The organism is Clostridium cuniculi (assembly GCF_004353185.1).
GTDB lineage: Bacteria > Bacillota > Clostridia > Clostridiales > Clostridiaceae > Clostridium > Clostridium cuniculi.
In genome coordinates, this window is sequence record NZ_SMUS01000012.1 from 25,469 (window position 1) to 51,926 (window position 26,458).

Sequence of the window (26,458 nt, forward strand, 5' to 3'; positions counted from 1 at the left end):
TCAAGTAACAAGTGTAGTCTTTATTCACTAAGCTTCAAACTTTCTAAATGCTTCTAAGAATTTATCAATATGCTCCTCTGTATGAACGGCACTTAAAAACATTGATTCAAATTGAGATTGTGGTATGTTAAATCCGTTATTTAGCATATGCAAGAAGTATTTTTTAAACATTTCTAGATCGCAACTTTTTGCATCATCATAGCTTCTTACTGGATTTCTATCAGTAAAGAATACTGTCATCATTCCACCAACTCTATTTACTGTTAAATTTATTCCTTTTTCTCTAGCAATTTCTTCAATTCCCTTTTGCAGTTTTTCACCTATTTTATTTATATGATCATATATTTCTTGATTTTCTTTAATTATATTAAGTGTTGATATTCCTGCAGCCATTACTACTGGATTTCCTGACATAGTTCCTGCTTGATATACTCCACCTAGTGGTGATAATTTTTCCATTATCTCACGTCTTCCACCATATACTCCACATGGAAGTCCTCCACCTATTATTTTGGCATAAGTAATTAAATCTGGTTTTACATTAAATAAACTTTGAGCTCCCTTATATGCAACTCTGAAACCACTCATAACCTCATCAAATATTAATAATGAACCATACTCATCACATAATACTCTTAGAGTTTCCATAAACTGATCTTCTGCTTTTACAACTCCCATATTACCAGCTACTGGCTCAATTATAACAGCTGCAATATCATCACCATAAGCTTCGAATAATCTTCTTACTTGCTCCATATCATTATAAACACCAACTAAAGTATTTTTTATACTATCATTAGGTATTCCTAAACATCCAGCTATCCCTTCAGTTAATACTCCTGATCCTGCCTCAACTAAGAAACCATCAAAATGTCCATGATAACATCCGGCAAATTTTATTATTTTATTTTTTCCTGTATATCCTCTAGCAAGCTTTATTGCACTCATTGTAGCTTCTGTACCTGAGTTAACAAATCTAACCATTTCAACGTTATCCATTTCCTCACATAAGAATCTACTCATTTGTAATTCTAATTCTGTTGGTGCCCCAAAAGCTATAGCACTTTCAGAAATCTCTTTAATAGCAGTTACAACTTCTTCATTACAATGCCCTAATAACATTGGTCCCCATGCTAAAACAAAATCTATATACTCATTTCCATCTTCATCTTTTATTATTACGCCTTTTCCTGACTTCATAACTGGAGGATCTATACCCATATCTCTATAAGCTCTTACTGGTGAATTAACTCCACCTGGCATGTATTTTTTAGATTCATCAAAAATTTCTTGATTAGACATATTACTCTTCCTCCTTAAGCCACTTTGCTGCTTCTAATGCATAATAAGTTATTATCATTTTAGCACCAGCTCTTTTCATTGATAGAAGCATTTCAAGGGCTACTAATTTTTCATTTATTAATCCTGCTTCTCCTGCATTTTTTACCATAGCGTATTCTCCACTAACATTATATACACATATAGGTACATTTATTTTATCTCTAGCCTCTCTTACTATATCAAGATAAGACATTGCAGGTTTAACCATTATTATATCTGCACCTTCATTTAAATCGGCTTCTATTTCAGCCATTGCTTCTCTAGAGTTTGCTGGATCCATTTGATAGCTTTTTCTATCCCCAAAGCTCGGTGCTGAACCTGCTGCTTCTCTAAATGGTCCATAAAATGCTGATGAATACTTAGCAGCATAACTCATTATAGGTAAGTTTTCATATCCATTTTCATCTAAAACATTTCTTATATACGCTATTCTTCCATCCATCATATCTGAAGGAGCAACCATATCAGCTCCTGCCTTAGCATGTGATAAAGCTATTTCTCCTAAATATACTAAAGTCTTATCATTATTTACATCATGATCATTTAATATTCCACAATGTCCATGATCTGTATACTCACACATACAGACATCAGTTATTATATATAATTCTGGACTTAATTCCCTTAGTCTTCTTATTGCTTTTTGAACTATTCCATTTTCATTATAAGCTTCGCTTCCTACGCAATCTTTATGTTCAGGAATTCCAAATAATATTACTGATTTAATTTTGGCTTCATTTAATTCATCAACTAACTCTTCTAATCTATCAACTGACCAGTGATAATTCCCTTTTAAAGAACTAATCTCTCTTTTTATATCTTTACCTTCAACTACAAATACAGGATAAATAAAATCATCTACACTTAAAGAATTTTCTCTTACTAAGCTTCTTATTGCTGAATTTGCTCTTAATCTTCTACCTCTTCTAAACATTTTCTGCCTCCTTAAACTCAATTATTTCCTTAAGGAATCCCTCTTCAGAATGCTTTTTACAAATAAAACATTCCATATTTCTTTCCTTTATAGCCTTGGCTGTTTGTGGTCCTATAGCAATAAGCTTCTTTTCTTTTATAGCTTCTAAACCTAACATATCAATCATATTGATTACAGTACTTGGACTTGTAAATAATACATAATCAACTTCATCAAATACTCTTTTATTTTTTAATGTTCCACATATAGTATCATAAGTATGTACTCTATCTACATATAACCCTAATTTGCTTATTTCATCAACTAAATAACTTCTGCTACTTGATGAACAAGGAATTAAAACTTTTTCTCCTTTAACTAAATGAGGCGCTAAAACTTTAAATAATCCTTCTCCAACAAATTCTCTTGCCATTATAAAAGGAACTATTCCTCTTTTAACTAATGCCTTTTTAGTAGCTTTTCCAATTACAGAAAATTTAGCTTTTAAATTTCTAATATCATAATTTTCTTCTATTAAATAATCAAAGAAATTATTTACTCCATTTACCGATGTTAAAAGAATATGATCATAATTAGAAAGTTTCTCTAAATACGGTTTTAAATTTTCTTTAGTTGGCCTAATTTTTATTGAATTTATTTCTGTTACTTCTGCACCTAAATCCTTTAAAGAACTCTTCAAACTAGAACTTTGTTCTCTTGATCTAGTTATACATATATTAGTTCCAAATAGTGGTTTCTTTTCATACCATGATAGCTTATCATTTAATTCTACAACTTCACCCACAACAATTATGCATGGTGATTTAAGTCCTGCTTCTCTTACCTTTTCTGAAATATTTTCTAAAGTTCCAATTACTTTTCTTTGTTTAGATGAAGTTCCTCTCATTACTACTGCTGCTGGTGTTGATTTTTCTTTTCCATTAGTAATTAAATTAGTTACTATTCTCTCTATATTTTCAAGTCCCATCATGAAAACAAGAGTTCCATTTTCTTTTGCTAAGGCCTCCCAATTTATTTTTTCACTTGCACTTGTCATTCCAGTTACAATATGAAAACTTTGTGCTATAGCTCTTTGAGTTATTGGAATACCCGCATAATTTAATACAGATATTGGGGAAGTTACTCCTGGTATTACCTCAAAGTCTAAATTTTCTTCAACAAGTGATAATACTTCTTCTCCACCTCTTCCAAAAACATAAGGGTCTCCCCCTTTTACTCTCCCAACTATATGTCCTTCTTTAACTAATTTAACTAACATATTATTTATTTCTTCTTGTGTTTTATAGTGAGCTCCAGGCTCTTTTCCACAATAATACACTAAGCAATCTTCATTTAAATAATTTAAAATATTGTTAGAAACTAATCTATCATAAAGTACTGCTGTACACTTTTCTAATACTTTAACAGCCTTAACTGTTAATAATTCTTCATCACCTGGTCCAGTTCCTATTATATAAGCTTTTCCATTCATAATTAACGCCTACCTTCTTCATACTCCTTATGTACTTTTTCTTTAAGCTTTCAAAATTTTTTGAGCTAGTTTTTTACCTAATTCAACGTACTCTTCTTTATTTCCTAAAATATCTTTTTTTACTATTATACCATTAACTTCATAAGTTCCTACTATATATATATCACTTCCTTGAAGTCTTGCATACGCTCCAATTAAGCTATGACAACCACCATTTAATTCCCTCATAAAGCTTCTTTCAGCTTCTACAGCTATTCTTACATCTATATTATCCAAACTCTTAAAATAATTATTATATGCCCCATCTTTTAAACATTCTATTCCTAATGCTCCTTGAGATACAGCTGGCACAAATATATCTGGATTTAAGTAATCACTAATTATATCCTCCATCCCCAACCTTTTTAATCCTGCAGCAGCTAATATAATTCCATCCATACCCTCATTTTTCATTTTTTCAAGTCTTGTACCAACATTTCCTCTAATAGGAACAATATTTATATCTTCTCTTAAAGCTTTTAACTGAGCTGCTCTTCTTATACTACTAGTTCCTATTATTGCTCCCTTTCTTAACTCACCTAATGTTTCTCCATTCTGACAGACAAGTACATCCCTTACATCCTCTCTCTCTGGCATTGCTATTAATTCAAATTCTTCTCCCATTTCATATGGAACGTCTTTCATTGAATGTACTGCAGCGTGTGCTCTACCATCTAGTAAAGCTATTTCTATATCCTTTGTAAATAGACCTTTACCACCTATTTTATCTAGTGTTACATCTAACCTCTTATCTCCCTCAGTTACTACTAATAGTTTTTTACTATCCATATTAACTTTATCTTTTAATAACTTCATAACTGTTTCAGTCTGAGTTTGAGCTAGTAAACTTTTTCTAGTTGCTAAAACTAATTCCATATATTACTCTTCCTTCCTTAGAGATTTTATCTTCCTAACTAAATCTTCATCATAAAATAATTTAAATACTTGAAAAATTTTATTTTTAGTATAAAAAAATTTACAATCACTTGTGTTTATAAATTTTAATAAATTATCCTTAATTTCTTTATCTAAAATTAAAGAATTTCTTATTTGTCCTGTTAATCTTATATATTCATCAAATTCTTGCAAAGATTCAGTAATAGATTCCGCAACCATTACTGATCCTCTAGGATTCCCTACTTTAGTATTAACTGCTACAGTAATAAACTTACTTTCTCTTGTAACAGGTATTACTCCCATTCCTTCCTTAAACTTTGATGAATTTATATAAATTTTACATAATTTTTCACAATCATTTTTTATTTCATTAATTACAACCTCATCATCAATAGCAATTATTATCAAATGCTTATCTAATATAAAATCCTTATTATAATTTCCCTTTATTAGCTTTACTTTATCCCCATTAAATTTATAAAAATCTTCTAAAAAATTTAATGCTAAAACTTCTATTTCACTACCTTTATTATAAAAGTTTCTTACTTTAATTAATGCACCTCGCCCTGCCCCTATTACTCCAATTTTAAGTTTTTCTCCAAAAAGAGTTATAGGTGCATAACTTAATTCTCCATGAAGATTTGCTTTAGAATATTCAGACATTCCTCTTCACGTCCTTTTAACTTTTCTTCTTTTAATAACTTTATAGCTCTGTTTATATAATAATCTGATGTACTTTTTATTAAAGTTGTAGCTAAATCAATATCTCTTTTATCTTTACATTTGTGTTCAAAAGATTTAACCCTACTTTCTACAACACTATTCCCCTTAGTTTTCATTTCATGTATATAATATGTAACTTCTCTAATATTTAACCAATTTTTGTATTCATTTAAGTATTCATCAACTAAAAACTTATACTCATTCATTTTTTCATTTCTTAACTTCTTATTGTTATCATCTAACTTACTTATAGTATCTATATCTAATAAAGTTACTCTTTTATTTTCAGATAATCCTTCATCAATATCTCTAGGAAGTGCTAAGTCAATTAGAATAATTTCTTTTCCTTCATTATTTATATAGTCACCTTTTATAACAATATGTGGCGATGCCGTACAACTTATAACTGCATCTACATCATTAATAATCTCTTTATATTCATTAAAATCTAAGACCTCAACTCTTTCATCCTTTAAATCTGATACCTTTGCCTTATTTCTTACAACAATAAATACTTTGTTAAACTTACTACCTAACGCATACTTAACAACTAAGCTACCTATTGCTCCATATCCTACTACCATAACACTCTTTGCACCAAACTCTTCAACTTTATTTACTGCAATTGATGATGCTGATACTGGTATTTCATATAATTTACTTTCTGTTCTAAACTTTTTACCACAACTTATCGCTTCTTCAAATAACCTTAAAAGCTTTGTATGTATAGTCTTATGTTCTAAACTTAATTCATATGCTAATTTAACTTGACCTAATATTTGATCTTCTCCTAATATCTTAGAATGAAAACCACAAACTACTTCTAATAAATGCTTAGCTACATCTGCTCCTCCAAGATAAAAAGTATACTCTAAAAGTGAAATATCCCAATCTAATATTTCGAATATCATTCTTATTTCATCTTCACTTCCTAAGCAACCCGAAAGATAAATCTCTGTTCTATTACATGTACTTATTATTACTACTTCTTCGTATACTTTATTTAATTCTTTTATTGCCTTAGATTGTCTACTTAATGTAATAGCTAGTCTTTCTCTTATTTTTATATCAACATTTTTTCTTATTCCTATAAGACCTAACACTTAATCACCACATTTCTAAGATATTATTTTTATAATATACTAATTATCTTAACAAAAAAATTAAGAAAACAAGGCTTCTTAACTTTTTTATTATAATACTAAATACGGTTTTAATCATTATTTTTACATCATTAAAATTTTTAATGATTAATATAATATTTTTTAATTTATATATAATTTTACCAATTTAATTAGTATCTTTTTCTTTTTTCTACATTTTATTTCATCTTTTTAACATTTGCAAATATATTTTATATATAGATATTTAATTATACTATTTATTATTGTATAATTTATGTTAAAATATAATTTCGCCCTTATATAAATAATTATATATTTTTATATAGACTCATAAACGTTATTTTACTATATATATCTATTACTGGAGGTATTTATATGAATCTAGAATCTTTGAGACTATTTCATAATGTAGCAACATTAAAAAGTATATCTAAAGTTGCTGCTGCTTCTCATATATCTCAATCTGCATTAAGCCAACAACTATCTAAAATGGAGGAAAAATTAGGTGTTACTGCTCTAATTAGAAGTAATAAAGGTGTTGAGTTAACAGAAGAAGGAAAAATAATAAATGATTATGCAAATGAAATATTATCTACTTACAATAGACTTATAGAAGAGTTAGATAAAATTCATTCTCAAAAAAATAGTTTAATTATTGAAACAACTTGTTTATCAGGTTATTATATTTTATCTAAATTTTTATCTAAATCATCTGGAAAAACTAATAACTTTTTTTATGATATTAATTATCAAACACAAAAAAAAATACATAGTAATTTAATTAATAATATTTGTGATATTTCAATTACATCAACAAAATTAACCGATCCTGATTGTACTTCATATTTATTAGGTACTGATAAATTAGTTTGCGTCTGCAATCCATCATGTAAATCAACTAATTTTAATAAGTTACCTTTTTTATTACTAAAGGATGATATTGATATAGAAAATAAAATTAATGATTTTATTGATTTAAATAATGTAATAATAAAAACAGATTCACTTCATACTATTTTAAGCTGTTTACTAATAGGTCCATCTATATCTATTTTACCTAAAATATGTGTTGAAAACGAATTAAAACAAGGTATTTTAAAGGAAATACCTCTACCTGAATTAGATAATATTACTTATAACTTATATTTAACTTATAAAAATGATATTAATAAAGTTTTAAAAGGTAAACTGTTAACATTAATTCGTAATTTTAAAACTCCATTTTTAGGTGATAATTAACTTATCATAATCTATGCTTAACATAAAAGCTATACTATTTCTTCTATAATAGTATAGCTTTTATACTTTATGTATTTATTACTTATATCTTCTCATTAATAATAAAAGGTGAATTCAAATTAATGAATTCACCTTCATAAAACCTTTAAATCTTAAAATAATAAATTTAATTATTTAACTTGATCTAAAGCTTCTTGAACTGCATCAACATATCCTTTAACTTTTATTGAAACACCTGATACTGCATCTGTGTGTCCAGCTTCATCAGTTATGTTGATTTTGCTTAAATCGAAATTATTTTCAACAATTGCTTCTTCTAATAAATCGATTTGTTCATGCCATTTCTTACCGTCATTTTTCATGTCATATGCACCTGAAGCTGAAGCTTCTGATTTCATTGTTCCATCAGCATTTTTAGTATCGATATTTACAGCTACTGGAGTTCCATTTTCTAAAGTTAATTCTACAATTGTAGTATCTTCTTCACCTGGTATTTCAACTGTTTTTACAGTAGCATTTTCTGTAGATGTTCCTTCTGTAGCTGCGTCTTCTGTCTTGCTTCCTCCACATCCTACAAATAAAGTACTAACTACCATAGTAGCCGCTGCTAATGCAACTAGTTTTTTATTTATCATTCGTTTATCCCCCTATTAATAAATAATTCGTATTTATTCTACAATATTCTTTTTGTAAAAGCAACACTTTATTTTAAAAACCTTTACTTATTATTATAAAAAAAATATCTATTTTTATTGCTATTTCATCATTTTATACGCTTGTTTTTTTATATTTAATTATCTTTTATTTTTTATTTTTAACATTTTATTTGAATTATATTAATTTTTAATCAAAAAATTTTATCAACTTTTTGGTATTATATATCTCTTTTTACATTAAATAGGTTGTATTTTTATTATTTTTGTTAAGTTTATAACTTAACAATTTCATTTTATTTCTTTTTTTTATTTTTAATTGTTAATTATTATACTAATTCATCTAAAAATATATCTAATTTTTAATAAGTTGCCTTTCTTTAAACTGCGGTAACTTCTTTAAATGTCTAACCACAATATTTCCCGTTAATCCTACAAATATACCTGTTACTATCCCTGCCATAGATAATACTGGTAAATATAATGTAACCCCTATATTTTTTACTATAAAAGATGCAACTACAAGTTGTCCTATATTATGAAATACACCACCTGCAGCACTTACCCCAATAATTGAAACTTTTTCTTTAAATAATTCCTTAATTGCCACCATTATTAGAAAACTAAAAATAGATCCAACAAAACTAAACATAAATGAAGATAAATTTCCACCAAAAATAGTTGATAAAATATTTCTTAAAATTATTACTAAAAATGTTTCCTTATAACTATCCAATGTATACAATCCTATTACAATAATTATATTAGCTAGTCCTAATTTTGCTCCTGGCGTTATAAAAGGAACTGGTATCATTCTTTCAAACAAAGACAGTACTAAAGCCTGTGCAACTAATAAAGATATATATACCATTTTGCTTGTCTTCTTCATCTTAATCACTCCTAATGGGATAATATAACATCGTCGTCATCTACAAAACTACCTTTTATCTCTATCATAACTTTATTAGGTAAACAAACTAACGATTGTCCAACTCTACTTATTTTTCCTTGATAAATACATAAAGAATCTGGGCAATCTGCATCTATCATTCTTATAGTATCATCTTTTATAACTATTTTATTTTCATGTCCATCTAGGTTTATATCAATAATCTCTTCTCCTTTATGAGCTGATAGTGGAATCTTAGAATAAACTTCTCCCCCTACTGTTATTTCTGCATAAGTCATATCATACTTATATCCCATAACAGTACCAAAAACTATCTCTGGAATAAATGAGATTATTATTAATGCTATTATTATTACTATGTCTAACTTTTTAAACAAGAACTCACCTCCAAATTCTTAATTATAAGATTAAATATTTTTATACATAGCCAAGAATTATTATATACTTTCGAGAGGTTTTTTTCTACATATTTCAGTTTTTTTCGCTTTGTTGTAACATTTTTTCTCTTTTTCTCTTTAATTTTTTTTATTATTATAATACTATATTTAAAGACCTTATTTTCACTAATAATTTCTTTATGGAGGTATATATGTTAAAAATTAAAAATTTATTTTTTCCACTACTACTAATTTTTGTTACTACACTGATAGGATGCAACAAAAATACAACATCAACTTCTGAAGTGCTTTCAAGAACAGAGTTGTTTATGGGAACAGTAGTTAAAATAACCCTATATGATAGTAATGATTCAGCTATATTAGATAAAGCTTTTGATAGAGTAGCTGAAATTGAATCACTAGTTAGTATTAATGAAGCCGGAACCGAACTTGATAAAGTAAATGATTTCGCTGGAATTTCTCCTGTTGAAGTTACATCTACTACATATGAAATAGTAGAAAAAGGACTTGAATATTCAAAACTTTCTAATGGGGATTTTGATATAACTATAGGTCCATTAGTTAAGCTTTGGAATATAGGCTTAGATGATGCAAAAGTCCCTACGCAGGAAGAAATCGATTCAGTATTACCTTTAATAGATTATAATCTTTTAGAACTTAATGAGGAAAATCATACTATATTTCTAAAAAATAAAGGTATGATGATAGATTTAGGTTCTATAGCAAAAGGATATGCTGCTGATGAAATCTCTCGTATATTAACAGAAAATAATGTAAATAGTGCTATAATCGATTTAGGTGGAAATATTTATGCTCATGGTATAAAACCATCAGGACAGGATTGGAACATAGGTATTCAAAATCCTTTTAGTACTAGAGGAGATATTATAGGTGTCTTAAAAGTAAAAAATAAAACTGTAGTTACATCTGGTATATATGAGAGATACATTGAAAAAGATGGAGTAAAATATCATCATTTACTTAATCCAAATACTGGATATCCTTTTGAAAACAATATAGCTGGAGTAAGTATAATAACTGATAAATCTATTGATGCCGATGCACTTTCTACTACTGTATTTGCAAAGGGATTAGAAGAAGGATTAAAGTTTGTTGAAACCTTACCTAATGTTGATGCTATATTTATAACTAAAGATAATAAGGTTTATATTACTAATGGTATAAGAGATTCTTTTACACTAGAAAATGAAGATTTTACTTTAGAAAATTAATACTTAGCAAAAATAAAGAGCAAATAGGTTGGTTTACTATTTGCTCTTTATTATATTTAATTTCTCTTCCACTTACAAACAACAGCTTCAATATAATCTAAAATTATAAATAATATTAACCCTAAAATACTTAATATTACAATTCCAGAATACATATCTATATAATTTATTCTTGTCCATGCATCTTGAATAAAATATCCAATTCCCATACTAGTTCCATAAGCCTCTGCAAAAAATAATACTGAAAATGCAGTTCCTATAGATAATCTTATATTAGTTAAAACTTCTGGTAATATGGCAGGCAAAGTAACATGATAAAATTTTTGAATTCTTGATGCCCCTAAACTAATTAATGGATTATAATTCACCTTTTCAACATTTATAACTGAATCTCTTACTGAAACTATAACTTGGAATACAGTTATTAAAACAACAATTGTTATTTTAGAACCATCCCCAAGACCATACAAAGTCATTACTACGGGCAATAATGCCGTTTTAGGAATTGGATATGCAAAATATACTAATGGATTTAATATCTTATTAAATTTTTCTGAATATCCCATTATTAATCCAATTATACTTCCTATAAAAAAGGCTAATAATAATCCAATAAATATTCTGTATAGACTGGCTACAATGTGAACATAAAAACCATTTTTAAATAGCTCAGGCAAATGTAAATATATCTTATCTGGAGTAGGCAAAATTCTTGAGTTCATAACAATAGCACAAATATACCATAATATATTTAATATTATAAATCCCTTTATAAAACTCCATGTTTTCTTTAAGGCAGTCAATTATCCCACCCCTTTTTAATTAAATTCTTTATATGAAGATACAACTCTAAATAATTTTTTTCTTCTCTATACTTCTTATTATTGAACATAGGATTATCTATTACTTCTATTATCTCACCTGGTGTGTTACTCATTATAATTATTTTCTTCCCCATATATATTGCTTCATCAATACTATGTGTAACAAAAAAAGTATTTATTTTATTTTCACTCCAAATATTTAAAAATAATTCTTGAGCTTCTTCTTTAATAATTGCATCTAAGGCAGAAAAAGCCTCATCTAATAGCAAAATATCTGGCTTCATCAAAAAACTTCTTACAATAGCTACACGCTGCTTCTGTCCACCACTTAACTCACTAGGATATCTTTTTTTCAAATGATATATATTTAACTTTTTCATAAGAGTATCCATTTTTATTAAAATATCATCATTTATTTTTTCCTTTTTTATTTTAAAAGATAAAAGACAATTTTCCTCTACTGTTTTCCATGGTAAAAGTCCAAAATTTTGCGGAATCAATCCTATCTTATGAATATGAGGGCTTAAGCCCTTTGAATCTAAAAGAACTTCACCCTCATACTCAGTTATTATTCCCGATAGTACATTTAATAGGGTAGACTTTCCACAGCCTGATGGCCCTATTATTGCACATATATCGCTATTATGTACATTAAGATTTATTTTATTTAATGCTTTTATATTTTCTCTTTTAGACTTATAGAAAACAGATAAATTTTTTATCTGTATCATATATATCTCCTTAAACTATTTTATACCTACATCACTCATTACATCTTTAGCTGTGATATCTTTAGTTAATAATCCTTTTTCTTTAGACCAATCTAATACATTTTGAACATTTTCTTCTGCTGGTAAATAATTTGTTTTAAACTCAGGTAATACAATATTTCCTCTCATATCTTCTGAATATCCTACAGTTGATATTATTATATCTTCATACTCACTTATATCATTAGAGTTTATGAACTCTATAGCTTTATTATAAGCATTGTAGAACCCTTTAATAGCATTAGCATCTTTATCAATTACTTCTTGTAAGAATGCTGTTACTGAAATCATTATATCTTTATTATATATTTTAGTAATTTCTACACCACCATCTGCAACTGCTGTATCATTAAAAGGTGCTGGTAATATAGCAGCATCTATTTGATTATTTTTTAAAGCTTCAAGTCTAGCTGGCATTGCTGGTATTGCAACTTTTTCTATATCAGATACTTCTAGTCCATTTGATAACGCTATATCATCTGCTAAATATTCTATCATTGTATTTTTTGATATACCTACTTTTTTGCCTTTTAAATCGCTTAAACTAGTTATTCCAGAGTCTTTTCCTGCAACTAATGTCCATGAACCATTTGTAGTTCCAGTAATTTTCATATCTATACCTGAATTTTGATAAATAGAAATAGCAGTTTCATCACATAGTACTCCATCTAATTCTCCAGCTTGAAGTGCAGCATCTCTATCGTTAGCTGCCTTAAATATTTGAAGATCTAAATCTACTCCTTCTTCTTCAAAATATCCATTTTGTTCAGCTATTACTAATGGAACTGCATCAATTGATCCCATTACTCCTACTGTTAATTTTGTTTTTTCTGTTTGTACTTCTTCTTTTTTATTTCCGCATGCAACCATAGATGCTGTCATAACAGCTGTCATAGCTAGCGCAATTATTTTCTTAAGTTTCATACTCTGTATCCTCCCATTTGTTAAATAAATTATTATCTATATTAAGATAATTTAGTATTTTTCCTACCATGAAATTAACTAAATCATCAATTGTTTGTGGATGATTATAAAATCCTGGCATAGCAGGTATAATAGTCGCACCTATTCTTGATAATTTATACATATTTTCTAAATGTATTGCATTAAATGGAGTTTCTCTTGGAACTATTACTAATTTTCTTCCTTCCTTTAAAGCTACATCTGCAGCTCTACATAATAAATTTTTAGATAATCCATGACTTACCTCCGCCAATGTTCCCATAGAACATGGAACTATAATAACAGCATCAAATCCATGCGACCCACTAGCTACTCCTGAAAATAAATTATTATTATCTTCAAGTTTTACATTACTATATGTATTTTTAAGTTTTTCAACCCACTTTTTTAAATCTAAAGAAAGTTCATAATTAAAGACCTGTTTACCTTTATCCGTAGCAATTATATTAGTTTGTATTCCCTTACTTACTAAAACTTCTATAAGTCTTTTAGCGTAAATACTTCCACTTGCTCCAGTAATTCCAACTACTATTTTTTTCATAATACTACTCTCCTAAATTAAACAATCAATTAATCCACTTAGTAAGAATACTATGCTTATTACTTGGTTTATACTATAAGATGCTATCTTAACATTTTTTAAATTATCTGCACTAATCATTTTATGTTGTATTATAAATAAAACTATATTAATACTTAAACCTATATAGTATATAATTCCTAACTCAGGTGATAATACTCCTACAATAAATAAAAATATTACTGCTAATATATGAAACACAGATGATATTTTTAACGCATTTTCAACTCCAAATCTAGCTGGAATTGAATGTATTCCGTTCTTAGTATCAAAATCATAGTCTTGAGCTCCATAAATTATATCAAAGCCAGCTACCCACAATGTGTTAGCCGCTCCCATAACTAAAGGAATTAATGATACTTTCCCTGTAACCGCAAGCCAAGCTCCTACCGGTGCCGCTGCTGAAGTTACACCTAATACTAAATGACACATCCAAGTAAATCTTTTCGTATAAGAATATATAATCATTAAAAATAAGGCTATTGGAGATAATATTAAGCAAATAGTATTTAGTTTCCATGCAGCAAAAACCATAATTCCAAAACATATAGCAACAAATATTAATATTTCTTTCTTATTCATTAAACCTTGTGGTAATTGCCTAGTTGCTGTTCTAGGATTTCTTGCATCAATTTCAGCATCAATTACTCTATTTAAAGCATTAGCTCCAGTTCTTGCTCCCATAAAAGCAACTAATATCCAAAATATAACCATAGGCTTTAATTTACCTTCTCCAGCCAATAACATTGATATTAAAGCAAATGATAATGAAAATATAGTGTGAGAAAACATTACTAATACTCCATAATCATTTATCTTTTTAAATATTTTTCTCAAATCCGTATTCACTCCATCTCTTAGTTACCTTTTTCTTTATATCTTCAGACATAACTATATCATCAGGCCATTCTCTATTATGTCCTTCTTCTTTGAACTTCTTCGTTGCATCAATTCCTAAACGATGACCAAAACAATCCTCATTATCAAAATTAACTTCTTCAATTAACAAATCTCTTTTAGCATCTATGTTATTAAATACTTTCCAAGCTACTGTTGAAATATCATTTGCATCAACATCTTTATCCACGACGATTAAGAACTTATTATATTTCATATCTTCATGGTTCCATAGCTCTTTAATTAACTTTTTGGCGTCATTTGGCTCACTTTTATTTATTGATACAATTAATGCTCCTTGCATAGCTCCACTTATAGGATAATTAAAACTAGTTATTTTTTCATGACTTTCTAGATACTTATCTAACTCTAATGAGCTTTTAACTTGGCAATTCCATCTAATATCATTACCTTCAGCTTTAAATTTCTTAGTAGCATCTATTCCTAATCTATATCCATAATGATCATTTGCTGATGCATGATCTAAAGCATCTAGTGGTCCTTCTGAAAACACTAAATCCTTCTCCATATCTATTGATTCAAAGACCTGTTTTGTAACAGCCTTTATATCATGAGGATTAATTGTCTCATCTACTACTATTATCATTTTTGCATACATCATTTGACCCATTCCCCATAGTGAGTTCATAACCTTCTTCCCGTGACCTGGGAATCTCTTCTTAATAGAAACTATTACACAGTTATGAAATACTCCTTCAAATGGTAATGAGTAATCCACTATCTCAGGATAAATCATTTTTAATAATGGTAAAAATGCACGCTCTGTAGCCTTACTCATATAACAATCTTCCATAGGCGGTCTACCTACTATAGTCGTTGGATAAACTGCATTCTTTTTATGAGTTATACATGTTACATGAAATACTGGATACATATCAGCTAAAGAATAATACCCTGTATGATCTCCAAATGGTCCTTCTAATCTCAAAGGTTCATTTACATCTACATATCCCTCTAGTACAAACTCTGCATCAGCTGGAACATATATATCATTAGTTATTGACTTAACCATTTTTACTGGCCATTTTCTTAAATATCCAGCAAACATCATTTCATCAATCATTTTAGGTAATGGTGCAATGGCTGAAAATGTAATTGCAGGATCACAGCCTATAGCCACTGAAACTGGCATCTTACCACCTAATTTACGATACTTATCATATATCTCTCTTCCATCTTTATGCCAATGCCAATGCATTCCTGTAGTATTCTTATCATATATTTGCATACGATACATACCAGTATTTTGTACCCCTGTATCTGGGTCTTTAGTCATTACTAATGGTAATGTAATAAACTTTCCTCCATCATCTGGCCAACATTTTAAAACTGGTATAGTAGATAAATCCGGATCATGCTCTATTACTTCCTGACAAGCACCTTTTATAGGAAGTCTCCATGGTAATACCGCTAATAATCTTGTCAAACTTGGTATAGACTTAATTAACTTAGGTATTTTTATATAATTTTGCATATTAATTAAATTAGCTATATCTTCTTCAACTTCTTCTAATTTATCTACACCAAGGGCTAAACTCATACGTTCGTAACTTCCCATAGCATTAATTAATACAGGATATTTAGAGCCTTTAACATTTTCAAATAACAATGCCGGTCCAACTTCTTTAGAGATTCTATCAGTTATTTCTGTTATCTCTAAATCTGAATCAACTTCAGCTGTTATACGCTTTAATTGTCCTTTACTTTCTAGCACCTTCATAAAGGCTTGTATATCTTTAAAAGGCATATTTTCCTCCTTAGTTAAATCATAATATATTAATCTGATAATTTATTTTATCTTTAAATATTTAGTTTACATATGTATTTTTATTGTCTTTAATATTATAATTATTAGAAAACATAATATTAAAGGAGATTTATATGTTACATATATCAGAAAAATTTAAAAATCATGAGATTAATTGTAAAGCTATTAATATAGGTAATGATTGGAATATAACTATATATGGTGGTGATATTCCACATATAGGTGCCGTTGCAGTTGGTATTCCTGTAGCTTTACCTCACGATATAAATAAATTAACCTCATCTTCATCATTAATAACAGTACCTGGTCATAAAGAAGATGAAATAGTAAATAAATCTGCAAAATTATTAGCAAAGCAACTTAATACAACTGTGGTTGTATCTTGTGGTATACATATAAAAAATATTACTTTTGATGAAATCAATATATTAAATAATATTATAGATAACTTAATTACTAAATTATCTATTAATATAAAAAGCTATAAAATTTAAGAAAATACAGCTGCTACAACTAGTAACAGCTTATTTCTTTTATTTAAGTTCACTTAATACTTCATCTAATGCATTTATCATATCTTTAATATTTTGCTCATTTATTACTAAAGGTGGTTGGAAGGCTAATACATTTCTTCCAATTCCATTTTTACCTATTATAAATCCTTTATCTTTCATTTTTTCTAATATAATATCAGTTTCCTCTGAAGCTTGCTCGCCGTTTTCTTTAACCAACTCGGCTCCTAACATTAATCCAATTCCTCTTACATCTTTTATTAAAGGATATTTAGATTTTAATTTCTCTAATTCACTCTTTAAAATATCACCTAGCTTTTTAGAGTTTTCACATAAATTATATTTTTCAATATAATCTAAAACTGCCATTGCCGTTGCTGATGAAACCGGATTTCCACCTAATGTAGATGCTGATGGTTTAGTAAACTTTTCTGATATTTTATCATTAGTACAAAACGCTGATATAGGCATTCCATTTCCTAATGCTTTTGCTACAGTCATAATATCAGGTACAATATCATAATTTTCTATAGCAAACATTTTACCTGTTCTTGCAAATCCTGTTTGAACTTCATCAATTATTAATAATATCTCATTCTTTTCTAAAAGATTTTTTAATTCTTTGAAGTACCATAGCGGAGGAGTTATTATACCACCATTACCTTGTATTGGTTCAGCTATTAAGGCTGCAATATTATTAGCACCTCTATCATTAATAATTTTCTCAATATCTTTTAATGATTCTCTTGCTGCTGTTTCTATATCACCATTACAATCCCAAGTATTTTTTGCAAAATGTATTGCTTGAGATAAGTCTGGATCAGCTCTCCACATAGGAATTCCAGTTGCACTCATTGTTAAATATGTTCTACCATGTAATCCATTATTAAGAGCAATAAACTCATTTTTTCCCGTATATAATCTAGCTAATAACATTGCTCCTTCATTTGCTTCTGATCCAGTACAATAGAAAAATACTCTTTTTAAATCTCCTGGTAAAATTTTAGACATTCTTTCTGCTAAATTTACCATTTGTTCAGTTAAATATATAATAGTAGTATGTTGAAGAGTTTGCATTTGCTTAATTGTTACATCTAATATTTCTTTATTACAATGTCCACAATTCATTACAGATACTCCAGCGAAGAAATCTACATATTCTTTTCCATCACTATCATATAAATATTGCATATCTCCCTTAACTATTTCTGGAGGATTTTTGTAAAAGTGATTTCCCCAAGATGAAGGAAATAAATATTCTCTCTTTTTTTCTATTATCTTATTTGCACCTATCATATTTATAGCCTCCTTAGTTAAATTGCATTGCTCCTAAAGTAAATCCTAAACAGTCATATTTTAAGCTATCAAAAATATAATTACATTGCTCTAAATTTTCAATAGCTTCCTTATATGCTATTATTACTTTTCTTAATGTTTCATTTTCATAATGACATCCTTCTATTCTAAAAATTGATGCACCTAGATTACTTAATTCTTTTAAAATTGGCATATAGCATAATTCTTTTGATAATAACATATGATTATTTCCGTTATTATCTCTGTAAATAGGATGTTCATTTCCTTTATCATCTATAAGTAATAAAACATTTTTATCATTATATTTTCTATTAGCTTCTTTAACTGGCTCTTTAACTTTTGTATTTTCATATAAATCATGGCTCATATACATAACTACCGGTGAACCATGTACAATTATTTCTAATGGTAATACTGATTTTAATAATGCTTCTTTAGTATTATTAACTGGTGATTCACATGATAATGCACCTATACTTAATCCTTGACTCTTATAAAAATCTGCTGAAATTGCATTATATATGTTTAATGAATAATCACCTATTAATTCTAATCCTAAATCTTTAAACTTATTTATTGCTCCTAAGTTTGTAACTAATAATCCATCTATACCTAAATTATTATTTCTTAATAAATGATTATATTTAGAAAAATCATCTTCATACATCATTCTTGGAAGCCCTAAGTATATTTTAGATTGCTTCTTTTTGCTTGTAATGCTAATTATCTCTTCTTTACTAAAAGGAAGATTTGGTTCAAATACCTCTCCTGAAAGATATATTCTTTCTACTCCTTCTTCAATTGCAATTAGCGCTGCTTCATAATTATTTACTTTAACTGATATTTCTGGCTTATTATCTATTTTACTTTCAACTTTTAATAATTCCTTAATTTCAGTTACTCTATCATTATTTATATCAAATTCATCTACTGGTTTACTAAATACTTTTCCTGTACTATAGAATTTTCCTGTACCTTCATATCTCTCATTTATATTTGATAAACCTGGATTTCCAAAAGCATATGCTGTTGAAAAATCTCTTTTTCTATTTTCAAATAATTCTTTTGCATGTTTTCTTCTATTATATAAAATCGGATCATCTATATATCTATCAATTGCATCGCTGTAATAGTTAATTAAATCTACTAAATACTCTGCATCTCTCATTCTACCTTCAATTTTAAATGAAACTACACCTGCTTCAATTAATTCTGGAATATTTTCATACATATACATATCTTTGACAGCTAGTGGGAAAGTAGTATTGTATTCTTGACCTTCTTTATTAATTTTATATCCCCATCTACAAGGCTTCATACATAAACCTCTGCTTCCACTTTTCCCAAATAACATTCCACTATACATACATTGAGCTCCGTGAGCTACACACATATCTCCATGAACAAAATATTCAAATTCCATATTTGTTCTTACAGAAAATTGTTTTATAGTTTTTAAATCTATGTCCCTAGAAGCAACTACTCTTGTTACTCCTAATTTTTCTAATACTTTAATAGTTTCAAAATTATGTACATTCATCATTACTGATGAGTGAATATTAAGTTTTAATCCTAACTCTCTAATTACTTTAATAACACTCATATCTTGTATTATTAGAGCATCTGGACCTATCTTCTCTAAATATCTTAAATATTCTTCAGCTTGCTTTAAATCATCTGAACTTAATAAATTATTAACTGTTATGTATATTTTCTTACCTAATGAATGTGCTATGTCTATAGCCTCTTCTAACTCTTCATTTGTGAAATTAAAATCTTTTCTGTGCATACGCATATTAAATATTTTTCCACCTAAATAAACAGCATCTGCACCACTATGTATTACCTTCTTAAATATATCAAAATTACCTACTGGAGCTAATAACTCAACTTCTTGCCCATTAAAAAATCTACTCATATTGCCCTCCTTATATATTATCTAAAGGCATAATATCCATAAATTAATAAATTCTATCTAATAAACCTTTTGTTATTTCTAATAAAATTTCTCTGTACTCATTTTCTGGTAAAGCCTTTATTTGTTTATATGCTTTATTTGTATATTTTTTAGCAATTTCTCTTGCTTTATTTACACCATCATATTTGTTTACTAACTTTATTATTTCTACTACATCATCTTCTGTATAATCACTTTTTTCTAATATATTAACTAATTCACTTGGCTTATTTTCAAGAGCTATGATTAAAGGTAAAGTATATATTCCTTGTTTTAAATCATTAGCTGAATTTTTACCTATACTTTCATCACTACCAGTATAATCTAATATATCATCTATTATTTGAAATGCCATTCCAATATTATGCCCTATCTCCCAAAAAGCTCTAGATAATTTTCTAGAACATCCACTTTCAGATGCCCCTAAAAATAAGCTTAATGAAAATAACTCAGCTGTTTTTCCAGATGCTCTTTTTAAATACTTTTTAACTGATACATTTTTATCGAATCTAGAATTTAGCTGATCTATTTCACTCATACATATTCTTGACATTGTCATAGTATCTATTTGTACACTATCTAATGACCCTACACCTGCTAATACTTTAAAGCAGACACAGAAAAGATAATCTCCTATATAGACAGCATAATTCTTTCCATATTTAGATTGTACTGTTTCTTTCCCTCTTCTTAATGTTGCTTCATCTATTATATCATCATGAACTAATGTTGCCATATGAAACATCTCAACTACAGAGGCTAAAGCTCTGGCTTTTTTTTCTTCATAATTTCCAAACTTTGATGATAATATTACAAAGGCAGGTCTAAGCATCTTTCCACCAGAATTAAGTAATTCTAATATAGATCCTTCTACAACCTTATCTCTACACTTAGCATTTTTTTCTATTATTTGTTTAACTTCTTTAAGCTCTTTATTAACTTCTGGGTACTTACTCCACAATTTATGCATTCTATCAACCTCATAATCACCTTTAAAATAATAATTATTACTTTTATCTTTTGATTTTTTCTATATATTTATTTTTAACTATAAAAAAAATATATAATAGTTTGGGCCAGACTTTATAAAAGCCTGGCTCAATATTAATTTTAACTATTATATATATTATTTTGCTACTTTTTCTGTACCATGTTCTATATATATAGGTGTTCTCTTACCTATCCAGAACTCTTTAGCTATCTTATGTATCCAAGGCATTACATAATAGTCTAAACCGAATGTTCTACCTGCACCTGACATTAAAGCTATTGAACCGAAGAAATACCATAATATATCCCATCCAGCCATTGCAGATAATACAAAGTTACAAACCATAAATGCAGATGCTGCACTTGCTAAGAAAGTAAATAAACCAACAATTAAAGCTAGTCCCATTCCTATTTCCATAATTACAACCATTGTTTGGAATAATGTTGCCATTTCTGGAGTTGGAATCATTACTTGCATTATAGATTCATAGAACTTAGGCATTTTTTGTAAAATTGGTGTTGCATATTCAACAGCAGTATCCGCTGCTTCTGATGCTCCTGCTGTAGCATCTTGTAACCAAGAGAAAGGCATATTTATGTTTCCAGCCTTTAACCAGCTATCTGAACCAATTGCTATTTTTACTTTATCAAAATCAAAGTTTGAAATAGCTTTAATATTAGCTTCCCATAAAGATTCACCAAAGAACTTCTTAAGCCCTTCAATTAACCATAAGCATCCTATAAACACTCTTAAAGGTACTAACCAAAGTCTATTTCCTTTAGATGATAAATGACCTCTCATTATAGATCTTCTATCTTTCATTCCAAAGAATTCATGTTGTAAATAGCAATATACTGCATTTACATCATTAACTCCAAATAAATAGTACATATTTACTAAATGTTTCATAACCATTGCTATAAATCCTGAAAGCTTAACTCCCATTAAGTTAGCAACACCATATCTACCACCAATTGATACCATGAATCCATGATAATTTGATTTAAATTCAGTTTTCTTATCTGAATTCTCAATTGAAGCTATTATATTTTTAACAGCTGTAACTGCAGTTTGCTCAGCAGCTTCAACTATTTGTGGGTTAGGTTTACCAGCTTCTTCTTCATAGTAAGCTATATCTCCTACAACATATACATCTTTCTTACCTATAGCTTCCATGTACTTATTAGCTTCTAATCTTCCAGCTCTAGCTGTTTTTAATCCGTATTCTTTAGCTTCTTGATTAGCTTGAACACCACAAGTCCATATTAAAGTTTGTGTTGGTATTGTTTGTCCATTTTTTAACGTAATACCATTTGATGATACTTCAACTATTGGTGAATCCTTAAGTACTTCAACACCATGCTTAACCATATATTTTTCAGCCTTATCAGCTTGCTTTCTGTCAAGCATATTTAATATTGTAGACATAGCTTCAACAACTAGAAGTCTTACTTCGCTTTCATCTACTCTATAATCATGAGCTAATTTAGTTTTCCATTCTAATAATTCACCAGCCATTTCTATACCAGTAAATCCTGATCCTGCTACTACGAAAGTAAGCATTTCTTTTCTCTTAGCATCATTCTTTTCATAAGATGCAGCTTTAAATCTTGATTTAATGTGCTCTCTTATTTTTAAAGCATCTTCTAAAGACCATAAGGTAAATCCATTTTCTTTAACTCCTGGAACTCCAAAGAATGCTGGCTCACTACCAGTTCCTACTATTAAGTAATCGTAATCAAAGCTACCATCTTTAGTTGTTACTACCTTTTTATCTGTATCAACATTTTCTATGTAGTCTACAACAACATTAACTTTAGTTCTGTGGAATATCTTGCTTAACTCAATCTTAACAGACTCCTCTGGAACTCTTCCACCTGCAACTTCATGTAATTCTGTCATTAGTGTATGGAACGGGTTCTTATCTATTAATGTTATTTCTACATCATTATTTTTCTTGTACTTTTTTGCTAATTTCTTAGCTGCATGTACACCTGCGTATCCAGCCCCTAAAATAACTATCTTTTTAGACATTTGTTTTTCCTTCCCTTCTGATTTTATAAAATAAACTTTAGTCATTACAATTCCTATAACATTTTATATTCATTTATTTATAATGTCCATAGTGAAATTTTTAACTATCAATTTTCAGAATAATATAACTTTTAAAACTTAAAGTATATCTTAAGGCGCTAATTGTACTGATAATAGCTATTTTCCAATACTCCTTTCCTTCATTTTGCTATTAATAATTCTTATGTTACATTAAATATAAGATTAACCCTTATAATGAATTTATTTCAAATAATTATAAAAAAAAGATTAAGGTGAAGCAATTCCTTAATCTTTTTTTGATTAGATATGTTTAAATTTATCATTGTAAACGTTTTAAATCCTGTGTATACCATCTACTTTTTCAATTATTATAACTTGCCCAAAAAATTTATTAGTTACTACAGTTTTTCCAACAAAAAAATTTCCACTTGCATTTTCTATAATATCTTTAATTAAAAAATTATCTGTATGTTCAGTTGATAAAATCCCTCTCTTAGCTCCACATTCTATTAACATACATCTATAAGTTTCTACATATTCCTCAAGTAAATCTCTTCTATAAATTTTCCCCTTTTTTAAAGAACCATACCTAATTATCTCTTCTAATTCTTTCACAATAATCCCCTCCTATACCTTATTATGAATTTACAATATTTATATTAATTAAAATATTTAACTTTTTACTTATTCTATTTTAATAAATATAATGATTTAAATAGACCTAATAAAGTAATGTTCTTTTTACTATCATTATTCTAAAATTAACTATGTAATATTCTTTCTCAATATAAATTAAATTTTATTACACTAAGATATTATACTATATTCACTTTTCTAATTATTTATGTATAACTTTTCTTTAAAATGCCTAACTAAATTAATATAAAAAGAAGTCATTTATACTTCTTATAAATAACTTCTTAATTACTCAATATAATTAATATAGCATAAAAATTAATTATTTTTATTTTTTCTTCTTTTTACATAATAAATAATAGATATAACTATTATTAGAATAATTACTACTAGTACAATCACTATATTAGATATATTAGGAACATTAAATCCTATCATTATACTATTATTTTCATTTAAATCATTTATAGTATATGAATACTTTACAGTCTTATCACTAACTATCTCCTTAGAATTCGTATCTACTATTTTAACAGGCATAGATATTGATAAGTTTACTGGAATATCACCTATTAAGTTAGCTATATTTTTATTTATCAATGTTCCTAAATCTAATCCTAGGTTATTATTTATATTATTATTTATATAGTCACTAATAATATCTATTGCACTATCCTTTAGTTTAAATGTTACTTTATATTCATTTTTAAAAATTCCTTTATCTTCAACTTCAATTATACTAAAATAATCACTACTTAAATTAGATACTTCATTAAGTTTAACTTTATCAGTTGATATATCAACCTCTTCTGTATTTAAGCTTCCTTCCTTTGATTTAATTATTTCTCCAAAATGTATTTTATCTGGAATTTTATTCTTAACCTCAGTAATAACTTTTGATAGTAAATCATTATCTACTAACTTATTTATAGTATCATCATAATATATTTTTATCTTAGTATTGCTAGTGCCATCTATATTAATAGAAGTATCAGTACTTATTTTTGCTTCACCACATCCAATTAATAGGAATATCATACTCATAATTAAAAATAGAACTAGTATATACTTTTTTAGTTTTCTCATATCTCCTAACTCCTTTCTTTATAAAAGTGACCATATTATTAGTATAATTAATTTTTATCTTTTTTAATATATTTTATAAATATTTCTAGATATTTATAAAAAAAATCACAATACCAGCATAAAATATTTTTATTATTTGCTGTTATTGTGACTAATTTTATTAATTATTTTTTATAATATTTCAACTACGCTACCTTGCTGTAATGATTTTTTTACATCTATAACTCTTTGGTTAGCTGATCCTCTATACTTAAGCATTATATCTCTTTTATCAAGTTGAAATTTGCCATCTATTAGAACTTCTACTTCCTTTAATAACTCTAATCTTTTAGGATTAGATATTATTTCTTCAAATTTATATCCTGACCATAGCCATATAGGTTTATTAGTTTCTGTTTTTATTCTTCTTAAAAGATTTAATAATGTATCATCCATTATTTGCTGCATAGGTTCTCCACCTAATATATTTACACCTTTTATTTGTCTACTTTTAGTTAACTCAATGAATTCATCTTCTGTTTCTTTGGTAAATTCATTTCCATAATTAAAATCTTGTTGCTCTTTATTAAAACATCCTTCACAGTTATGTGTACATCCACTTACAAAAAGTGTTGTACGCACTCCAGGACCATTTGTTACATCTAACTTTCTAATCTTAGCATATTTCATGATAAATACCTCCCATTTCATTAATAAGATTTACTAATCTATATAATAAATATCTAATCTTATCCATTCATATACATAATACTTCTCCATTATAATCACCGCATTAAGTATTGACGAATATACTAATTATTATGCAAAAAATGAGAGGATTCCCTCTCATTTTTTATAAATGAAGAACCCTATCTCCAATTTCAGCAGTTCTTCCTTTATTCCAATATGAACTTCCTATATCCATAATACCGTTGGTTTCCCAATACTTTAACACCTAATTAAAGGTCGGAGTAGACTATCCCTTTACATAACTAATATATGCATTACCATTATAGTCGTTGAGCCTTATCCATATCTATCGACTTAGGAGCTTGGTTGCGGATTGTCCAATCAAAATACCTTTTTACCATACCTAAGCAATTACTCTTAGCCACTATTTAATTTCTTAAATAGATTGGTA

At 27.9% G+C, this 26,458-nt stretch carries 25 protein-coding genes; 3 read left to right on the plus strand and 22 right to left on the minus strand.

The features are described from left to right. Window positions 1-27: 27 nt before the first annotated feature. From hemL to hemA, 6 genes are read right to left on the minus strand one after another with little or no spacing between them, the layout of a single operon-like run. Window positions 28-1,302: a glutamate-1-semialdehyde 2,1-aminomutase gene (gene hemL / locus EJJ37_RS07880; RefSeq protein WP_133015057.1), complete on the minus strand. Its 1,275-nt coding sequence runs from the start codon at window positions 1,300-1,302 to the stop codon at window positions 28-30. Window position 1,303: 1 nt separating this feature from the next. Beyond that, window positions 1,304-2,275, minus strand: coding sequence for a porphobilinogen synthase (gene hemB / locus EJJ37_RS07885; RefSeq protein WP_133015058.1), 972 nt, complete (start codon window positions 2,273-2,275; stop codon window positions 1,304-1,306). Continuing rightward, complete coding sequence (gene cobA, locus EJJ37_RS07890) at window positions 2,268-3,746, minus strand: uroporphyrinogen-III C-methyltransferase (RefSeq protein WP_133015059.1); 1,479 nt, start codon at window positions 3,744-3,746, stop codon at window positions 2,268-2,270. Before cobA ends, hemB begins: the two co-directional genes overlap by 8 nt. Window positions 3,747-3,788: 42 nt before the next feature. Continuing rightward, window positions 3,789-4,661 (minus strand): hydroxymethylbilane synthase, encoded by an 873-nt coding sequence (gene hemC, locus EJJ37_RS07895; RefSeq protein ID WP_133015060.1) that lies wholly within the window; start codon window positions 4,659-4,661, stop codon window positions 3,789-3,791. Window positions 4,662-4,664: 3 nt separating this feature from the next. Next, a complete protein-coding gene (locus EJJ37_RS07900; protein WP_133015061.1) occupies window positions 4,665-5,345 on the minus strand; it encodes an NAD(P)-dependent oxidoreductase in 681 nt (226 codons plus the stop codon). Next, window positions 5,306-6,508: a glutamyl-tRNA reductase gene (hemA, locus tag EJJ37_RS07905; RefSeq protein WP_133015062.1), complete on the minus strand. Its 1,203-nt coding sequence runs from the start codon at window positions 6,506-6,508 to the stop codon at window positions 5,306-5,308. The genes EJJ37_RS07900 and hemA overlap by 40 nt, the downstream gene beginning before the upstream one ends. 396 nt (window positions 6,509-6,904) lie before the next feature. Here hemA and EJJ37_RS07910 point away from each other — a divergent pair, with 396 nt between their 5' ends. Beyond that, window positions 6,905-7,768, plus strand: coding sequence for a LysR family transcriptional regulator (locus EJJ37_RS07910; protein ID WP_133015063.1), 864 nt, complete (start codon window positions 6,905-6,907; stop codon window positions 7,766-7,768). A gap of 170 nt (window positions 7,769-7,938) precedes the next feature. Here EJJ37_RS07910 and EJJ37_RS07915 read toward each other — a convergent pair whose 3' ends face one another. The 3 genes from EJJ37_RS07915 to EJJ37_RS07925 all read right to left on the minus strand — a co-directional run bounded on the left by EJJ37_RS07915 (window position 7,939) and on the right by EJJ37_RS07925 (window position 9,708). Then, window positions 7,939-8,403, minus strand: coding sequence for a hypothetical protein (locus EJJ37_RS07915; protein WP_133015064.1), 465 nt, complete (start codon window positions 8,401-8,403; stop codon window positions 7,939-7,941). A 373-nt stretch (window positions 8,404-8,776) separates the two neighbouring features. Further along, a complete protein-coding gene (locus EJJ37_RS07920) occupies window positions 8,777-9,310 on the minus strand; it encodes a Gx transporter family protein (RefSeq protein ID WP_133015065.1) in 534 nt (177 codons plus the stop codon). An 11-nt stretch (window positions 9,311-9,321) separates the two neighbouring features. Beyond that, a complete protein-coding gene (locus EJJ37_RS07925) occupies window positions 9,322-9,708 on the minus strand; it encodes a NusG domain II-containing protein (protein ID WP_133015066.1) in 387 nt (128 codons plus the stop codon). A gap of 212 nt (window positions 9,709-9,920) precedes the next feature. Here EJJ37_RS07925 and EJJ37_RS07930 point away from each other — a divergent pair, with 212 nt between their 5' ends. Beyond that, window positions 9,921-10,961, plus strand: a complete 1,041-nt coding sequence (locus tag EJJ37_RS07930) for an FAD:protein FMN transferase (RefSeq protein ID WP_133015067.1) — start codon at window positions 9,921-9,923, stop codon at window positions 10,959-10,961. 56 nt (window positions 10,962-11,017) lie between these two features. Here EJJ37_RS07930 and EJJ37_RS07935 read toward each other — a convergent pair whose 3' ends face one another. Genes EJJ37_RS07935 through EJJ37_RS07960 form a run of 6 tightly spaced genes read right to left on the minus strand, consistent with a single transcriptional unit; the run spans window position 11,018 to window position 16,763 of the window. Continuing rightward, on the minus strand, window positions 11,018-11,764 hold the full coding sequence (locus EJJ37_RS07935) for an ABC transporter permease (RefSeq protein WP_133015068.1): 747 nt from the start codon (window positions 11,762-11,764) through the stop codon (window positions 11,018-11,020). After that, window positions 11,761-12,516 (minus strand): ABC transporter ATP-binding protein, encoded by a 756-nt coding sequence (locus EJJ37_RS07940; RefSeq protein ID WP_133015069.1) that lies wholly within the window; start codon window positions 12,514-12,516, stop codon window positions 11,761-11,763. Before EJJ37_RS07940 ends, EJJ37_RS07935 begins: the two co-directional genes overlap by 4 nt. Window positions 12,517-12,531: 15 nt before the next feature. Beyond that, the gene (locus tag EJJ37_RS07945; RefSeq protein WP_133015070.1) at window positions 12,532-13,479 is read right to left on the minus strand and encodes an ABC transporter substrate-binding protein; all 948 of its coding nucleotides are present in this window, start codon (window positions 13,477-13,479) and stop codon (window positions 12,532-12,534) included. After that, window positions 13,469-14,059 (minus strand): UbiX family flavin prenyltransferase, encoded by a 591-nt coding sequence (locus tag EJJ37_RS07950; protein ID WP_133015071.1) that lies wholly within the window; start codon window positions 14,057-14,059, stop codon window positions 13,469-13,471. The genes EJJ37_RS07945 and EJJ37_RS07950 overlap by 11 nt, the downstream gene beginning before the upstream one ends. Window positions 14,060-14,071: 12 nt before the next feature. Then, on the minus strand, window positions 14,072-14,935 hold the full coding sequence (locus EJJ37_RS07955; protein ID WP_133015072.1) for a UbiA-like polyprenyltransferase: 864 nt from the start codon (window positions 14,933-14,935) through the stop codon (window positions 14,072-14,074). After that, on the minus strand, window positions 14,919-16,763 hold the full coding sequence (locus EJJ37_RS07960) for a menaquinone biosynthesis decarboxylase (protein ID WP_133015073.1): 1,845 nt from the start codon (window positions 16,761-16,763) through the stop codon (window positions 14,919-14,921). The genes EJJ37_RS07955 and EJJ37_RS07960 overlap by 17 nt, the downstream gene beginning before the upstream one ends. 134 nt (window positions 16,764-16,897) lie before the next feature. On the opposite strand from EJJ37_RS07960, the gene EJJ37_RS07965 reads away from it, so the two are divergent. Further along, window positions 16,898-17,278, plus strand: a complete 381-nt coding sequence (locus EJJ37_RS07965; RefSeq protein ID WP_133015074.1) for a proteasome assembly chaperone 4 family protein — start codon at window positions 16,898-16,900, stop codon at window positions 17,276-17,278. Between the two features lie 39 nt (window positions 17,279-17,317). Here EJJ37_RS07965 and EJJ37_RS07970 read toward each other — a convergent pair whose 3' ends face one another. The 7 genes from EJJ37_RS07970 to nrdG form a co-directional block, all read right to left on the minus strand. After that, complete coding sequence (locus EJJ37_RS07970; RefSeq protein ID WP_133015075.1) at window positions 17,318-18,592, minus strand: aspartate aminotransferase family protein; 1,275 nt, start codon at window positions 18,590-18,592, stop codon at window positions 17,318-17,320. A 13-nt stretch (window positions 18,593-18,605) separates the two neighbouring features. Beyond that, complete coding sequence (locus EJJ37_RS07975) at window positions 18,606-20,531, minus strand: peptidase U32 family protein (protein ID WP_133015076.1); 1,926 nt, start codon at window positions 20,529-20,531, stop codon at window positions 18,606-18,608. A gap of 43 nt (window positions 20,532-20,574) precedes the next feature. Beyond that, window positions 20,575-21,540 (minus strand): polyprenyl synthetase family protein, encoded by a 966-nt coding sequence (locus EJJ37_RS07980; RefSeq protein ID WP_133015077.1) that lies wholly within the window; start codon window positions 21,538-21,540, stop codon window positions 20,575-20,577. Between the two features lie 156 nt (window positions 21,541-21,696). Further along, the gene (locus tag EJJ37_RS07985) at window positions 21,697-23,595 is read right to left on the minus strand and encodes an FAD-dependent oxidoreductase (protein WP_133015078.1); all 1,899 of its coding nucleotides are present in this window, start codon (window positions 23,593-23,595) and stop codon (window positions 21,697-21,699) included. A gap of 354 nt (window positions 23,596-23,949) precedes the next feature. Then, the gene (locus tag EJJ37_RS07990) at window positions 23,950-24,231 is read right to left on the minus strand and encodes a hypothetical protein (RefSeq protein WP_133015079.1); all 282 of its coding nucleotides are present in this window, start codon (window positions 24,229-24,231) and stop codon (window positions 23,950-23,952) included. 339 nt (window positions 24,232-24,570) lie between these two features. After that, entirely contained in the window at window positions 24,571-25,338 is a 768-nt protein-coding gene (locus EJJ37_RS07995; RefSeq protein ID WP_133015080.1) for a hypothetical protein, read from the minus strand. 171 nt (window positions 25,339-25,509) lie between these two features. Continuing rightward, window positions 25,510-26,007 carry an anaerobic ribonucleoside-triphosphate reductase activating protein gene (gene nrdG / locus EJJ37_RS08000; protein ID WP_133015081.1) on the minus strand — a complete coding sequence of 166 codons (498 nt, stop codon included), beginning with the start codon at window positions 26,005-26,007 and terminating at the stop codon, window positions 25,510-25,512. Window positions 26,008-26,458 lie beyond the last annotated feature (451 nt).

Coding starts and splice junctions, on each gene's coding strand:
- EJJ37_RS07995 (WP_133015080.1), bottom strand. CDS start 25,338: ATGAGAAAACTAAAAAAGTATATACTAGTTCTATTTTTAATTATGAGT.
- hemB (WP_133015058.1), bottom strand. CDS start 2,275: ATGTTTAGAAGAGGTAGAAGATTAAGAGCAAATTCAGCAATAAGAAGC.
- EJJ37_RS07900 (WP_133015061.1), bottom strand. CDS start 5,345: ATGTCTGAATATTCTAAAGCAAATCTTCATGGAGAATTAAGTTATGCA.
- EJJ37_RS07965 (WP_133015074.1), top strand. CDS start 16,898: ATGTTACATATATCAGAAAAATTTAAAAATCATGAGATTAATTGTAAA.
- EJJ37_RS07945 (WP_133015070.1), bottom strand. CDS start 13,479: ATGAAACTTAAGAAAATAATTGCGCTAGCTATGACAGCTGTTATGACA.
- EJJ37_RS07915 (WP_133015064.1), bottom strand. CDS start 8,403: ATGATAAATAAAAAACTAGTTGCATTAGCAGCGGCTACTATGGTAGTT.
- EJJ37_RS07910 (WP_133015063.1), top strand. CDS start 6,905: ATGAATCTAGAATCTTTGAGACTATTTCATAATGTAGCAACATTAAAA.
- EJJ37_RS07950 (WP_133015071.1), bottom strand. CDS start 14,059: ATGAAAAAAATAGTAGTTGGAATTACTGGAGCAAGTGGAAGTATTTAC.
- cobA (WP_133015059.1), bottom strand. CDS start 3,746: ATGAATGGAAAAGCTTATATAATAGGAACTGGACCAGGTGATGAAGAA.
- EJJ37_RS07920 (WP_133015065.1), bottom strand. CDS start 9,310: ATGAAGAAGACAAGCAAAATGGTATATATATCTTTATTAGTTGCACAG.
- EJJ37_RS07975 (WP_133015076.1), bottom strand. CDS start 20,531: ATGAGTAGATTTTTTAATGGGCAAGAAGTTGAGTTATTAGCTCCAGTA.
- hemC (WP_133015060.1), bottom strand. CDS start 4,661: ATGGAATTAGTTTTAGCAACTAGAAAAAGTTTACTAGCTCAAACTCAG.
- nrdG (WP_133015081.1), bottom strand. CDS start 26,007: ATGAAATATGCTAAGATTAGAAAGTTAGATGTAACAAATGGTCCTGGA.
- hemL (WP_133015057.1), bottom strand. CDS start 1,302: ATGTCTAATCAAGAAATTTTTGATGAATCTAAAAAATACATGCCAGGT.
- EJJ37_RS07980 (WP_133015077.1), bottom strand. CDS start 21,540: ATGCATAAATTGTGGAGTAAGTACCCAGAAGTTAATAAAGAGCTTAAA.
- EJJ37_RS07940 (WP_133015069.1), bottom strand. CDS start 12,516: ATGATACAGATAAAAAATTTATCTGTTTTCTATAAGTCTAAAAGAGAA.
- EJJ37_RS07930 (WP_133015067.1), top strand. CDS start 9,921: ATGTTAAAAATTAAAAATTTATTTTTTCCACTACTACTAATTTTTGTT.
- EJJ37_RS07960 (WP_133015073.1), bottom strand. CDS start 16,763: ATGCCTTTTAAAGATATACAAGCCTTTATGAAGGTGCTAGAAAGTAAA.
- EJJ37_RS07970 (WP_133015075.1), bottom strand. CDS start 18,592: ATGATAGGTGCAAATAAGATAATAGAAAAAAAGAGAGAATATTTATTT.
- EJJ37_RS07985 (WP_133015078.1), bottom strand. CDS start 23,595: ATGTCTAAAAAGATAGTTATTTTAGGGGCTGGATACGCAGGTGTACAT.